Below are 14099 nucleotides of genomic sequence, written 5' to 3'. Positions count from 1 at the left end.
GCGGTTGCGCATCCCCGGTAGGTGCGTGCGCGGGGACCCGCCGCGCTTCGCGCATCCCCGGGCGCGTCCCGAGCACTTCTTCCCCGCGTCCGGATCGTCGCGGTCCGGCCCGCCTTCATGCCCGTCGGTGCCGGCGCTTCCCGCCTCGGCGGCGGCGCTCGGTCCGGCATTGAACGGAAGGCGCCGCACATCCCCCGCTGGATGAGGCGCCATTTGTGCTGGTCAGGATTGTTTTGAAATTTTCTCGCTTTGGCGGCGAACAAAGATCGCGACCGTGGCATCGCACATCGTGCATTCGCATTTAAATCAAGCACATATACCTAGAAGGAGGCTGTTCGAAATGAAGAAGATCGGTGTTCGCCCGGCTCGGACGTTCGCTCTCGGGGCCGTGGTGGCCTCCGCCCTTGCCGTGAGTGCCCCGGCCGCCTTCGCCGAGGACGGATCCGAGGCCGGGACCACCAGCGTCCGGGACTGCGTCTCGACCGACTTCATCACGGAGATGAGCCGTGAGGGCGCCGCCGGAAACGTGTACATCGAAGTCACCTTCGAGAAGCTGCCGCCGGCCTCGCCCTACGACGACGAGGCCTGCACGATGTACGGGGCGCTGGACCGGATGTACTGGGGCGACGACGAGGGCGAGCGGATCGGCGGGTTCGCCCAGCAGGAAGGCGACGCCGACTCCGTGTTCTCCCTCTCCCCCGGGGAAGAGGCCGTGATGACCATCACCCGCCCCAACACCGAGAACTACGACGAGTGGGAGTGCGAGCCGACCGAGGTCGGCAGCGCGTACCTGCAGTTCATGAACGAAGGCGAGCCGTTCTCCTACTCCACCGACGGCCAGGACAGCGTGTGCGCCACCCAGCTGAGCGTGTCCACGATCTCCGAGATCACCAAGGTCGGGGCCTGAGAGGTCTGACCCCTAAGTCCACCCGGACCGCGCCGAGCATGGGGGACGTGCCCGGAAGGTCGCCATCGGGTGGACGGACCCCGGTACGACCTGGACCGCGGCCGGAGGCGCCCGAAAGGACGCCCCCGGCCGCTTTCGCGGACGCCGGGACCTTAGCCCGACCCCACTCCGCCCGTCTTGTGAAGCGGTCGGCATCCGGCCGGGGAGTCGATTCAGGCTCGTCAATCGGCGCTCTCGTGACGAATCGGTGATGCCGTTTCCCGTGCTGAATGGGGACCGGGTATTCTCTGTGCGCAACCGGTGCGGTCGAGTAGCGGTGAGGTAGGGCGGGTTGGTATGGAGCATGGTCTGCCTGAGGAGCCGTCGAACCGTTACGGAGACACACATTCGGAGTTGTCGGGTTCTGCCGCCAATGTGGTTCAGTCCCACCAGGTGAGCGGCGGGGTGCATTTTCATTCCGCCGCACCCGTTCGACCCGGATCCGTTCCGCGCCAGCTGCCCGCGGATGTGCGGGGGTTTGTGAATCGGCGGGCGGACCTGGCGCGGTTGGACACGCTCATGGCCCAACGCGACCAGAGCCCTACACTGGCGCTTTGCATGATCACGGGGACTGCCGGTGTGGGCAAGACCTCGCTGGCCTTGCACTGGGCCCACCGTGCTCGGGAGCGGTTCCCCGACGGTCAGTTGTACGTGAACTTACGCGGCTATGACCCCCGGGCTCCACTGGGCCCAGGGGAGGCTCTTGAGCGGTTTCTCCGGGCCTTGGACGTTCCAGCCACTTCGATCCCTTCTGACCTTGAGGATCGATCAGCCCAATTCCGTTCACAGGTGGCCAAGCGTCGTCTACTGATCGTTCTGGACAACGCCGCAACGGTCGGCCAGATTCGCCCCCTGCTCCCCGGCGCAGCAGAATGCGTGGTCCTGGTCACTAGCAGAAATCGCCTCGCCGGGCTCATGGTCAGAGACGGCGCCCACCGCCTCGATCTGGAGACGCTCGCTTCCGACGAAGCCGTCGCGCTGGTACGCGACACCACCGAGAACTACCGTCCGACCGACGACCCGGGGGAGCTCGCCGAGCTCGCCCGACTCTGCGTCGGCCTGCCGCTGGCCCTGCGTATCGCCGCTGAACGTGCTGCAAGCCGTCCGTATCTGCGGTTGAGTGACCTCATTGCCGACCTGCGCAGTGAGTCCTCTCTGTGGGACGCCCTCTCCACTGACGAGGACTCCGACTCCGTGCGGACGGTCTTCGCGTGGTCTTACCGGGCACTCGATCCGGAGGCCGCCCGTCTCTTCCGTCTCCTTGGTCTTCATCCGGGCGACGACTTTACCGTCGAATCCGCGGCGGCACTCGCGGCGCATCCGGTACGCGAGACCCGTCATCTACTGGATGTGCTCGCCGGCGCGCACCTCCTAGAGCAGAAGGTGCCGGGTCGCTACCAGTTCCACGACCTTCTACGGGCATATTCGACGGGCCAAGCCCACCATGACGAGACTCCGGATGATCGCCATGCGGCGCTGGCCCATGTTCTTGACTGGTACCTGCACACCGCCACGGCGGCCGCCTCCACTCAGAACATCACCGAGGTCATGGATGTCGGCCCCCTACCCGAGGGCGTCACTCCACTGAGCTTTGCCGACCACGCCGAGGCCTTGCGATGGTACAGGGATGAGCAGGGCAATCTCCTGGACGTCGCCCGCGTGGCCCGAGATATAGGTCGGGGTGATGTCTCCTGGAAGATCTTCGCCGTTCTCCATGCGCTCCAAGTCGACCGGTCCCCGTTCGATGACTGGTTCGCCTTGGGGGATATCGCCTTGACAGAAGTCCGAGCGCAAGGTGATCGAGTCGGCGAAGCCCTCATCCTGATGGCTCTCGGGACCGCTCATAATAAGGCGAATCGCACCGGTGCGGCCATCGGACTCCTCCAAACGGCGCTGACGATATATCGCGATACCGGGATGCGTTCACGTGAAGCCGAGTCGATCAACAGTCTCGGTCTCACTTTCCTTCGCCGCCGTGACTTGGATGGCGCTCGCTCCCAGTTCTCCCGGCTCAGGGAAGTGGCCGATGCGTCGTCCCATCCCGGATGGAAGGCGTTCGCAGCGGCCAACCTCGCCTCGACCTACATCGAACTGGACGAACCGCAGAAGGCGATAGATTCCGCCAGCGAGGCGTTGGTGCTCGGCGGCGGTGTCGGTCTCGACCCGGTTGCCCGCTTCGATCCGCTACTCGACCTCAGTAGAGCCCACCGGGTATTGGGGCGATGCGAGGAAGCGCTCGGCTTCACCGAGCAGGCGCGAGCCATAGCGGACGAACTTGACAACCCGGTGCTTCAAGGGGCTGCTTTGCTGGAGCTCGGCCTTGTTCAGCGGGCATATGGCCGTAATTCCGACGCCCTTGCGACGTACCAACGCTGCGCGGCCATCCACCGTGAGATAGGCGACCGAAATCGGGAAGCCCAAGCCATGGGCGCGACCGGCGAGACCTACCAGGAACTCGGTCGACCCGAACAAGCTGCCGATTTTCACCGCATAGCAGTGATGGCCCAGCGGGACCTGGGCAACCGCTGGTTCCTCGCCCTCGCCCTCAACAACCTCGCCACAGCTCTGGACCAGACCGGAGCCGCTGATCAAGCCCGACATCAACGCCGCGAAGCGATGGCCGCTCTGACTGGATTCACGGACCCGAAAGCCGTGAAGCTCCGGGAAACCCTTGTGCGGCGTGTTGGGCACCCAGAAGGTGAGTCCGGGAACGGACCACACCACCCTGGATCCGAGCGCAAGTCGGTCTGAAGTGGCGCGGTCCCGCCCCGCCGGTGGCAGGACCACGCCTATCCGCAGCGCCGGGATCAGGCGACGGATGTCCCGGCGGGCCGGCCGGTGAGGGTGAAGGTGACTCCAGTTCGGGGGTCGGGGAGTGGGCCCCAGGTGTCGGCTATGTAGTCGATGAGGGTCACGCCCCTGCCGTGCTGGGCCATGGGGGTGAGCGGACGGATGAAGGGCAGTGTCCCGCCAGCGGGACACCCTTCGTCGTCGACCTCGATGGTGATCCGGTGGGTGTCGATCCGCAGGGTGACCGTGAAGACCCCGCCGCGCCCGCTGGCGGTGTAGCGGATGGCGTTCGTGACGCCCTCCGAGACGAGGAGCACGGCCGAGGCGATGGTGTCCCCCGGGATGTCGAACCCGCTGTGGCTGCCCCAGGCGGCGCGGCTCAGGTTCGGATCCGAGTTGCGGAAGCACCGCACGCGAGCTGGATTGACCCAATCGCAGCTGGCCCGCGCGGTGAACATGGTGCAATCGCATCTGAGTTCGATCGAGCTCGGGAAAAAAGGGACGACCGGTGACCAAGTCAAGCGCTTGGACGTCGTCCTTAGCGCCGGTGGCGTCCTCGAAAGCCGCTGGCAAGAGCTGCACGAGCGTAAAAATGGGTACGCGGACTGGTTCGCGGGCACTGCCGTTCTGGAAGGAACCGCCACCGACATCAAGGTCAACAGTCCGCTTCTGGTGCCCGGGTTGTTCCAGACCGAGGGCTACGCGCGCACCATCATCCGATACGGTGACCGCACCGCGACCCCGGCCGATGTCGAGGAGCAAGTGCTGGGTCGGCTTGAGCGGCAGAAGATCCTGGCGTCCGACCAAGGGCCCATTGTGACCGTCGTGCTCGACGAGTCGGTCCTTCGCCGCAATTTGGGCGGCGATACCATCATGAAGGCGCAGATCGAGCACCTCATCGAGATTTCGGCCCTGCCCCGTACGACCATCCACGTGGTAGAGATGTCCAGCGAGTACCAACCCGGCCTCGACGGGACATTCCACCTGTTCACCGTCCCCGACCACGGCGAACTCGTCTACACGGAGACCCGGATCAGCGGATACCCCGTCGACGATCCCGAAGCCGTCCAGGAGTACGTCGGTCTGTTCGGGGAGTTGAGGGGTGCGGCGTTGTCCCCGGCCGCCTCACGCGAACTGATGAACCAGATCAGGAGAGAGTACGACGATGTCGACCAAGGACTGGGCCAAGTCCAGCTTCAGCAAGGGAGGCGCTGACAACTGCGTCGAGTGCCGTTCTCACGACCGGGCGGTACGGATGCGTGACACTCAGCACCAGGACCTTGGGCATCTGGAGTTCGGTGCCGCCGAGTGGGGTCGGTTCATCCGGGGCGTGCGGGCCGACTCCCTCTGAACCTCCCCCGTCGCACGCGTCGTGCGCGGTGTCGGTATCGGGGTTTTAGACTGGATGCGACCCACACCCTGTCTACCTGCGGGAAGGCCGTCACGTGTCCCTTGCCGGTGCTGGCGACAGCACGTTCGACACCGTCCTCGTCGTGGACTTCGGCGCGCAGTATGCGCAGCTGATCGCGCGGCGGGTGCGTGAATGCAACGTCTACAGCGAGATCGTGCCCTCGACCATGCCCGTCGAGGAGATGATCGCCAAGAACCCCAAGGCGATCATCCTGTCCGGCGGGCCCTCCTCGGTCTACGCCGATGGCGCCCCGCAGGCGCCCCGCAGCCTGTTCGAGACCGGGGTCCCGACCTTCGGCATCTGCTACGGCTACCAGGCGATGGTGCGGGCGCTCGGCGGCACGGTCGCCAAGACCGGCCTCAGTGAGTTCGGCCGCACCCAGGTCGACGTCGTCACCGGCTCCGTGCTCTTCAACGGCCTGCCCGCCAGCCAGACCGTGTGGATGTCCCACGGCGACTCCGTCGCCCAGGCGCCCGACGGCTTCAGCACCACCGCCAGCACGGCGAGCACCCCCGTCGCCGCCATGGAGAACCGCGAGCGCGGCCTCTACGGCGTGCAGTTCCACCCCGAGGTGATGCACAGCGAGCACGGCCAGGCCGTGCTGCGGCACTTCCTCTACGAGGGCGCCGGCTGCCGCCCCACGTGGACCATGGTCAACATCGTGGACGAGCAGATCGAGCGCGTCCGCGCCGAGATCGGCGACAAGCGCGTCATCTGTGCGCTGAGCGGCGGCGTCGACTCCGCCGTGGCCGGTGCGCTGGTGCAGCGCGCCGTCGGTGACCAGCTCACCTGTGTGTTCGTCGACCACGGGCTGCTGCGCAAGGGCGAGGCCGAGCAGGTCGAGAAGGACTTCGTGGCCGCTACCGGCGCGGCCCTCAAGGTGGTCGACGCCCAGGAGCGCTTCCTGTCCGCTCTGGCCGGGGTCACCGACCCCGAGGAGAAGCGGAAGATCATCGGCCGGGAGTTCATCCGGGTCTTCGAGCAGGCCGCGCGCGAGGTCGTCGCCGAGGGCGGCGAGGCCGACGAGGACGTCGAGTTCCTGGTCCAGGGCACGCTCTACCCCGATGTCGTGGAGTCGGGCGGCGGCACCGGGACCGCCAACATCAAGTCGCACCACAACGTCGGCGGGCTGCCGGACGACCTCCAGTTCAAGCTGGTCGAGCCGCTGCGCGAACTCTTCAAGGACGAGGTCCGCCGGGTCGGCGAGGAGCTGGGCCTGCCCGCGGAGATGGTCTGGCGCCAGCCCTTCCCCGGCCCCGGCCTGGGGATCCGCATCATCGGCGAGGTCACCCGCGACCGCCTCGACGTCCTGCGCGAGGCCGACGCCATCGCCCGCGAGGAGCTGTCGCGCGCCGGCCTGGACCGCGACATCTGGCAGTGCCCGGTGGTGCTGCTGGCCGACGTCCGCTCGGTGGGCGTCCAGGGCGACGGCCGCACCTACGGACACCCCGTGGTGCTGCGCCCCGTGAGCAGCGAGGACGCCATGACCGCCGACTGGTCGCGGGTGCCCTACGACGTGCTCGCCACGATCTCCAACCGCATCACCAACGAGGTCCGCGAGATCAACCGGGTCACCCTCGACGTCACGAGCAAGCCGCCCGGCACCATCGAGTGGGAGTAGCCCGGGCCGGAGCCCGGGACACACCCCGTTCCCGCCCCGCCCTCGCCCCGCCCCCGTCGGCGGCGGGGGCGCCGTCGTCTCAACCGCCGGACTCCTCCGCAGCGGCGTCGGCGTCGGCGCCGGCGAGGAGGTCGGGCAGTGGCTCGGCGTGCACGATGTGCAGGGTGGAGACCGCGCGGGTCAGCACGACGTAGAGGCGGTGCATGCCGCGTGGCTCGGCGGCGACGATGCCGGCGGGTTCGGCGACGACCACGGCGTCGAACTCCAGGCCCTTGGCCAGCGACGCGGGGACGCACACCAGCCGCTCGGCCTCCAGCGCGTCGTCGGCGGCGCCCAGCAGCCCCGCCGCCAGCCCGGCCGCCGTGACCGCGGCGTGCAGGGCGGGCAGGTCGGCGTCCGCCGCGATCAGCCCCACCGACCCCTCCCCGGCGAGCGCCGTGCGGCACGCGTCGGCGACGGCGCCGACCAGCCCGCCGGGTCCGGCCGGCGCGATGCGCAGCGACCCGGGCGAGCGGCGGATCGCGACGGGGGCGCCGAGGCCGGGGGCGATCCGCGGGAGCAGCCGGGCCGCGAAGTCGATGATCTGCGCGGGGACGCGGTACCCGCGGTCCAGGACGGCCAGCCGGCCGTCGGGTTTGCCGAGGTGGCGCAGGAGCGTGTCCCAGTCGTCGGCGGCGTTGGGCGCGGTGCCCTGCGCGATGTCGCCCAGGACGGTGCACGAGCCGCCGGCGGCGCGCCGCCCCAGCGCGCGGGCCTGCATCGGGCTCAGGTCCTGGGCTTCGTCGATCACGATGTGGCCCAGGCCCGGGGGGCGTTCGATGAGCCCGGCGGCCTCGTCGATCAGCGCGAGGTCGGCCTCGGACCAGCGGGCGCTCTTGGGGCCGCGCGGCCGTCCGGGCAGCAGGACCGTGGCCTGCTCCTCGGGGGTGAGCAGGCCGTCGGCGGCGAGGGCGAGGCGGTCGGGGTCGGTGAGCAGCCCCAGCAGCAGCCGGACGGGGTCGGCCTTGGGCCACATGGCGGTGACGGCGGCACGGACCTCGCGTGTGCGCCGCACCTGGTCGTGGGTGCGGTCGTCGCACGCCTCGCCGGCGGCCTCCATGAGGCTGAGCACGGCGTGCGCGATCCGGTGCGCGAGCAGCTCGCGCCCCGCTCCGTAGGGCACCCCGCGTTCCCGCAGTTCCGCCAGCAGGGCGGCGAGGTCGTCCGGGTAGAGCCGGTAGCGGCGCGCGCCCCGCTGCACCACCAGGGTCTCGGCGGCCGGGCTCGGCAGCGACCACAGGTCGCGGCGGATGACCTCGGCCATGCGGGCGTCGCCCTTGAGCCGGGCGGTGGCGGGGTCGTCGGCCGCGCGCACGGGGACGGTCTCCAGCAGGTCGCGCAGCGTGGCCTGGGCGACGTCGATCTCGCCCAGCGCGGGCAGGACGTTGCGGATGTAGGACAGGAACGACCGGTTGGGGCCGACGATGGCCACACCGGACCGGCTCAGCCGCTTGCGCTCGGTGTAGAGCAGGAAGGCGATGCGGTGCAGGCCCACGGCGGTCTTCCCGGTGCCCGGGGCGCCCTGCACGCACAGGGTGGTGGTGAGCGGGGCGCGGACGAGGTCGTCCTGTTCGGGCTGGATGGTCGCCACGATGTCGCGCATGGGCCCGGTGCGCGGGCGCTCGATCTCGGCGGTCAGCAGGTCGCCGCCGAGCGCCGCAGCCGCGGGCAGGACGGCGCCGCCGGCGATGTCCTCGTCCTCGAAGGCGGTCAGCTCGGCGTCGTTGCCGAACCCGTAGCGGCGGCGCACCCGCACCCCCATGGGGTCCGCCGGGCTCGCACGGTAGAACGCAACCGAGATCGGGGCCCGCCAGTCGAGCACCATCGCGCGCCCGCGCTCGTCGTGCACGTGGCGGCGGCCGATGTGGACGCGGTCGGTCCCACCATCCCCGCTGGCTTCGCCACCACCGCCGCCGCCACCGCCATCGCCGGTACCGCCGTCGGGACCGCCACCACCGCTCTCACCACCGCTCCCGCCGTCGGTATCACCACGGGTGCCGCCACCGGTGCCGCCACCGGTGCCGCCGACGGCGGCTCCGTCGGCGCCGGCCTCGAACACGGTCCCGGCGGCGAAGTCGAGCCGGCCGAAGAACAGCGGGGTGTCGGGGAGGTCGGCCAGCGCCTCGGCGCGCAGCGCGCGCGCCTGCTTCAGCGCCTGGGTGGACACCCAGTCGCCGTAGACCTCGGGGGTCTCGGTGGCGAGGACGTCGTCGCGCATGCGGCGCAGCGCTTCGCGGGAGGCGAAGAGATGGGCGCGCTCGGCCGTGATCTCAGGGTCGAGGGCAGGGGAGGACTCGGGTACCGGCATGGGATGCGCAACCTCGGTGCGGGCGGGAACGGGTGGACGGCGGCGGGTGCGTGGGTTCCCGCCCCGGGCCCGTGGCCCGGTTCGTGCCGATCCTCAGCGCGCAGACGTGCGTACGCCGCCAGAGCGAAACCAGCATGTTAATGCAGTGCGCGGCGGACGGGCAACCGTATTCGCTCGCCGCTCCCCGGAAGGCACGGACGGGGGACCTCGCAAAGGCGGCGCGCCGACACCGGGCACCCGGGCCTTCTCCGCCATTCGCCAGGATCGGGTAAAGCCGCCGACACGTCCCCCAAGCGCTCGCGAACGGCGCCGCCCGCGCGGTATCCGTGACGTGAACGTGATCACCGAATCGCGGTCGCGTTTCTCTCCACTCGTTCCATCGGGGGTTTTGTGGACATCTGGGCCGGAATTGTGGGCGAATTCTTCGGCACGGCGATCCTGGTCCTGTTCGGCGGCGGAGTCTGTGCCGCCATCACGCTGAACAAGTCCAAGGCGCAGGGCGCCGGGTGGATCGCCATCGCCTTCGGGTGGGGGTTCGGCGTCCTGGCGGGGGCGTACATGGCCTTCCCGTTGTCGGGAGGGCACATCAACCCCGCCGTGACCCTGGGGCTGGCGTTCTCCACCGGCGACTTCTCCAAGGTCCCCACCTACATCCCCGCGCAGGTGATCGGCGCCATGTTCGGCGCCTTCCTGGTCTGGCTCACCTACCTGGGCCAGTTCCGGTCGTCGCCGGGCCCGTTCCTCAGCATCTTCTCCACCGAGCCCGAGATCCGGAAGAGCGGGCAGAACCTCGCCACCGAGATCATCGCGACCTTCTCGCTCGTCTTCGTCATCGTCATCACCGGCGCCTACAGGGAGCTACAGGCGTCGGGCACGGGGGTGCTGATCGTGGCGCTGCTGGTGGTCGGCATCGGGCTCTCCCTGGGCGGCCCCACGGGCTACGCCATCAACCCCGCACGCGACCTCGGCCCGCGCGTCGTGCACCAGCTGCTGCCCATTGAGGGCAAACAGACCTCCGATTGGGCCTACTCCTGGGTCCCGGTCGTCGGGCCGCTCCTGGGCGGCGCCATCGGCGGTGTGGTCGGCGGCGTGGTGCTGTCGATCGTGTAGCCGTCCGCGGCAGGGGCCGGCCGTCCCACCGACCGCCACCTGCGCCGCCCCGCCGCCTCTCCGCCGCCCCGATTTCCCCGCCCGCCGATCCTGGTACTACAGTGCGTCGTAGTAGAGGGAGTGGAGGCGGCGTGGTCGACGGACTGACCACCACCATCGAGATCGCATCGCTGATCATCGCCGTGTGGTGTCTGATCACCACCTTCCGCGACCGCCCGATGCTGGTGCCCCACCTCATCGCCATGGGCGTCCTGTGGCTGCTGGTCATCGGGCAGGCGGTGGTCTCCGGGGTGCTGATGGCCGGGGGAGAACGCCCCGCCGAGACCGCGACGTTCATCGGCTACCTCGCCACGATCGTGCTCATCCCCCCGGCCTGCGCCGCGTGGGGCTTCATGGAGCGCAGCAGGTGGGGGCCCGCGGTGATCGCCTTCGCCTGCCTCATCCTGCCGGTCATGATGGTGCGGCTCGAACAGGTCTGGGACCCGTCCAGTGTCTGAGGCCGCGTCGCGCTCCGGTCCCGGGCGGGTGCTGATCGCGGTCTACGCGGTCTTCGCCCTGGCCGCCACGGCCCGCGCGGCCGTGCAGATCCTCACCCGGTTCGAGGAAGCCCCCCTCGCCTACCTGCTGTCGGCCGTGGCCGGGGCGGTCTACATCGTCGCCGCCGTCGGCATCGCCCGGCGCGGCCGCACGGCCCACCGGGTGGCCATGGCGTCGTGCGCGGTCGAACTCATCGGCGTGCTCGTCGTCGGTGCCCTCAGCATCGCCGATCCCGCCGCGTTCCCCGATGACACCGTCTGGTCCCGCTTCGGCAGCGGCTACCTGTTCATCCCCCTGGTCCTGCCGGTGCTGGGCCTGCTCTGGCTGCGCCACGTCGGCCGCGCGGAGCACGCGCCATCGGCTTGACCGTGTCCGCCACCCGGTGCGGCCCCTCCGTGTAGCTTGCGGGCATGGCACCAATGAACCGCAGCAGCGATCTGCCCGTTGTCGTCCCGGCCGACCTCGTGGCCGAACGCCGCGACGACTTCGTCGTCGCCGACGTCCGCTGGTACCTCGACGGCCGCTCCGGCCGCGACGCCTACGACGCCGGCCACATCCCCGGAGCGGTCTTCGTCGACGTCGACGTCGACCTGGCGGCGCCCGCGTCGACCGAAGGCGGCCGGCACCCGCTGCCGAACCCCGACGCCTTCGCCGCCTCCATGTCCGCGCTCGGTATCGGTGACGGAGCGCGCGTCGTGGCCTACGACGACGCCGGCGGCTCCACGGCCGCCCGCCTGGTGTGGATGCTGCGTGCCACCGGCACCCCGGCGGCGCTCCTCGACGGCGGGATCCAGGCGTGGACCGGGCGGCTGGAGAGGTGGCCGGCCGAGCCCCGGCCCGCGCTGCGCAGCTCCGTGCCCTGGCCCGCCGACCGGATCGTGGACACCGCGACGGTCCGCGCCGGCATCGGTGATCCCGCCGGGCTGCTGCTCGACGCCCGCACCCACCCCCGCTACACCGGCGAGGCCCCCGCACCGGTCGACGTGCGTCCCGGGCACGTCCCGGGCGCGCACAGCGCCCCCTGGGCCGACAACCTCGCGGAGGATGGGACCTTCGCCACACCCGAACGGCTGCGCGAGCGGTTCGCCGCCCTCGGGGCGGACACGGCCGAAACCATCACCGCCTACTGCGGGTCGGGCGTGACCGCATGCCACGACCTGCTGGCCCTGGAACACGCCGGATTCACCGGTGCGCGGCTGTACCCGGGGTCGTGGAGCGCCTGGGCTCCCGACTCCGCGCTTCCGGTCGAGACCGGAGAGGGCGGTGGACGGCGACCGTAGCGGCCACCGCCGTCGTGAACACCGCGTGGCCTGCGGACTTTGGGTCAGTAGGCGGCCACGCGGCGGACCGTGTGAGAGGGCGGGTGGGGCTGGTGGATCCATCGTCGGTCAGGTTCGCCCGCCCGCGGGAACGACGCGCCGATGTCGCTTCTAACGGACAAAAGATGACCAGGTGGCGTGTCGTCCGAAACCGGGGGACCGGGGCGGAGACGGGGGACTCGAAACCCGGCCTTCCCGCGATCTCACCGCGTTCTAACCCGAACCGACGATGCTCGTACCAATCGGATGAGGATCCCGGAGGACCACATGAGCGCACCCGACACCCCCAACGGCGAGCCCGCTGACGGCACCGGCGCCCGGAACCCCGGCGCCGTGCCCGGCGACGCCGACGGACAGGCCGCCCCCACCGATCCCAGGTACGTCGACCCGGTCCCCCCGGAGCACGGCCACGGCGAGCCCGGATATGGCGGGCCCGCGTACGGAGGTCCCGTGTACGGCGAGGGCCCCGGGCCCACCGACACCACCCACACCGCCCAGTGGGCGACCGGCTCCACCGACTCCGCGTCAGGGCCGCCCTCCGGGCCGGAGGGCCCGGAGCCGCAGCACCCGGCCCCCGGGGGCCCCGACGGGTACGCGATCGGTGCCGCCGGCCACGCGCCGCACGCCCCGCATGCCCCGCACGCGGGCTGGCAGGCGCCCGGCGGCGACACGCACGTGTTCGGTGCTCCCGCCCCCCCATGGGGCACCGCGCCCCAGCCGGCCGCGACCACCGGGTCGTTCGCCCGCCCGCCGCAGGGCGGCGGCATGGGCGGCGGGCTACCGCCCATGCCGCCGGAAGCCGCGTTCGGCATGCCGGCCCCCGACGCCGGCCTGCAGCGCGAATCCTTCTGGAAGCGCAACAAGGTGCTCGGCGTCGCCGCCGTCACCGCCCTGGCCACCAGCCTGATCGTGGGGCCCGCGGCGGCCATCGTGACCACCCGGCTCATCGAGGGCGGCGGCGGGATCAGCTCCCTCACCGGTACGCCGTCCGGTTCGGTCTCATCCGGCTCCGTCAGCACCGTCGCGGAATCGACGCTGCCCAGCGTGGTGTCCATCCAGACCAGCCAGGGCAGCGGCGGCAGCGGCGTCGTCATCAGCGACGACGGCCAGATCCTGACCAACAACCACGTGGTCGCCGGTTCCGACGGCCCGGTGCTCGTGCAGTTCAACGACGGCAGCGAGGCCGAGGCGGAGATCCTGGGCGCCGACCCCGTGTCCGACCTCGCCGTCATCAAGGCCGACGGGGTGAGCGGCCTGACCGCCGCGACCCTCGGCGACTCCGACAAGGTCGAGACCGGCGCCGACGTCGTCGCCATCGGCTCCCCGCTGGGGCTGTCGGGGACGGTGACCTCCGGTGTCGTCAGCGCCGTCGACCGCCCCGTCAACACCGGCAGCGCCGACCAGCAGCCCGAGCAGCCGCAGCAGCCGCCTCAGGGGCAGCAGGACCCGTTCACCCCGCCCGACGAGGGCGGCGGCCAGTCCCAGCTGCGCACCGCGACCGTCATCAACGCCATCCAGACCGACGCCCCGATCAACCCCGGGAACTCGGGCGGGCCGCTGATGAACATGAACGGGGAGGTCATCGGGATCAACACCGCGATCCTGACCGCGGGCCAGGGCGGTGAGGCCGGCTCGATCGGGCTGGGCTTCGCGATCCCGATCAACCAGGCACGGACCATCGCCGCGCAGCTCATCGAGACCGGTACGGCCGAGTACGCCGCGATCGACGCCACCATCTCCGAGCCGCGCGAGGGCACGGGGGCCACGGTCGTCGAGACGTCGCGCGGTGGCGCGGCGCGTGAGGCGGGGCTGGAGGGCGGCGACACCGTGACCTCCCTCGACGGCGAGCCGATCGAGAGCCCGGACGCGCTGATCGCGGCGATCCGCTCCCACGAGCCCGGCGACACCGTGACCCTGGGTTACACCCGTGACGGTAACGAGGCCGAGGTCGAGGTCACGTTGTCCGCTCAGTCGGCCGAGAGCATCGGCGGCTGACCGGGCGGTCGGGCCGGGACGGT

The 14099-nt window shown here is 70.6% G+C and carries 12 protein-coding genes; 10 read left to right on the top strand and 2 right to left on the bottom strand.

The window, feature by feature from the left end; translation table 11 throughout:
- Positions 1 to 340: 340 nt before the first annotated feature.
- Positions 341 to 907, top strand: a complete 567-nt coding sequence (locus ACFO4E_RS14705; RefSeq protein ID WP_378574895.1) for a DUF4232 domain-containing protein — start codon at positions 341 to 343, stop codon at positions 905 to 907.
- A 336-nt stretch (positions 908 to 1243) separates the two neighbouring features.
- Positions 1244 to 3697 (top strand): ATP-binding protein, encoded by a 2454-nt coding sequence (locus ACFO4E_RS14700; RefSeq protein WP_378574893.1) that lies wholly within the window; start codon positions 1244 to 1246, stop codon positions 3695 to 3697.
- Between the two features lie 56 nt (positions 3698 to 3753).
- Here ACFO4E_RS14700 and ACFO4E_RS14695 read toward each other — a convergent pair whose 3' ends face one another.
- Positions 3754 to 4149, bottom strand: a complete 396-nt coding sequence (locus tag ACFO4E_RS14695; protein ID WP_378574891.1) for an ATP-binding protein — start codon at positions 4147 to 4149, stop codon at positions 3754 to 3756.
- A gap of 10 nt (positions 4150 to 4159) precedes the next feature.
- On the opposite strand from ACFO4E_RS14695, the gene ACFO4E_RS14690 reads away from it, so the two are divergent.
- The 3 genes from ACFO4E_RS14690 (at position 4160) to guaA (ending at position 6768) form a co-directional block, all read left to right on the top strand.
- On the top strand, positions 4160 to 4951 hold the full coding sequence (locus tag ACFO4E_RS14690; protein ID WP_378574889.1) for a helix-turn-helix domain-containing protein: 792 nt from the start codon (positions 4160 to 4162) through the stop codon (positions 4949 to 4951).
- Positions 4902 to 5087 carry a DUF397 domain-containing protein gene (locus ACFO4E_RS14685; RefSeq protein ID WP_378574888.1) on the top strand — a complete coding sequence of 62 codons (186 nt, stop codon included), beginning with the start codon at positions 4902 to 4904 and terminating at the stop codon, positions 5085 to 5087. Before ACFO4E_RS14690 ends, ACFO4E_RS14685 begins: the two co-directional genes overlap by 50 nt.
- A 94-nt stretch (positions 5088 to 5181) precedes the next feature.
- Complete coding sequence (gene guaA, locus ACFO4E_RS14680; RefSeq protein ID WP_378574886.1) at positions 5182 to 6768, top strand: glutamine-hydrolyzing GMP synthase; 1587 nt, start codon at positions 5182 to 5184, stop codon at positions 6766 to 6768.
- A 79-nt stretch (positions 6769 to 6847) separates the two neighbouring features.
- On the opposite strand, the gene ACFO4E_RS14675 is transcribed toward guaA, so the two are convergent.
- A complete protein-coding gene (locus ACFO4E_RS14675) occupies positions 6848 to 9115 on the bottom strand; it encodes a HelD family protein (RefSeq protein WP_378574884.1) in 2268 nt (755 codons plus the stop codon).
- Positions 9116 to 9505: 390 nt separating this feature from the next.
- Between ACFO4E_RS14675 and ACFO4E_RS14670 the strand changes: the two genes are divergently transcribed.
- The 5 genes from ACFO4E_RS14670 to ACFO4E_RS14650 all read left to right on the top strand — a co-directional run bounded on the left by ACFO4E_RS14670 (position 9506) and on the right by ACFO4E_RS14650 (position 14076).
- A complete protein-coding gene (locus ACFO4E_RS14670) occupies positions 9506 to 10225 on the top strand; it encodes an MIP/aquaporin family protein (protein WP_378574882.1) in 720 nt (239 codons plus the stop codon).
- 131 nt (positions 10226 to 10356) lie between these two features.
- Positions 10357 to 10722, top strand: coding sequence for a hypothetical protein (locus ACFO4E_RS14665; RefSeq protein WP_378574880.1), 366 nt, complete (start codon positions 10357 to 10359; stop codon positions 10720 to 10722).
- On the top strand, positions 10715 to 11128 hold the full coding sequence (locus ACFO4E_RS14660; protein WP_378574877.1) for a hypothetical protein: 414 nt from the start codon (positions 10715 to 10717) through the stop codon (positions 11126 to 11128). The genes ACFO4E_RS14665 and ACFO4E_RS14660 overlap by 8 nt, the downstream gene beginning before the upstream one ends.
- 53 nt (positions 11129 to 11181) lie before the next feature.
- Entirely contained in the window at positions 11182 to 12042 is an 861-nt protein-coding gene (locus tag ACFO4E_RS14655) for a sulfurtransferase (protein WP_378575136.1), read from the top strand.
- 285 nt (positions 12043 to 12327) lie between these two features.
- Positions 12328 to 14076: a S1C family serine protease gene (locus ACFO4E_RS14650; RefSeq protein ID WP_417618110.1), complete on the top strand. Its 1749-nt coding sequence runs from the start codon at positions 12328 to 12330 to the stop codon at positions 14074 to 14076.
- Positions 14077 to 14099 lie beyond the last annotated feature (23 nt).

The sequence above is a fragment of the Nocardiopsis mangrovi genome (assembly GCF_042653925.1).
Taxonomy (GTDB): domain Bacteria; phylum Actinomycetota; class Actinomycetes; order Streptosporangiales; family Streptosporangiaceae; genus Nocardiopsis_B; species Nocardiopsis_B mangrovi.
Note: the sequence above shows the minus strand (reverse complement) of the source record. Positions and strands in the feature narration are given on the sequence as shown.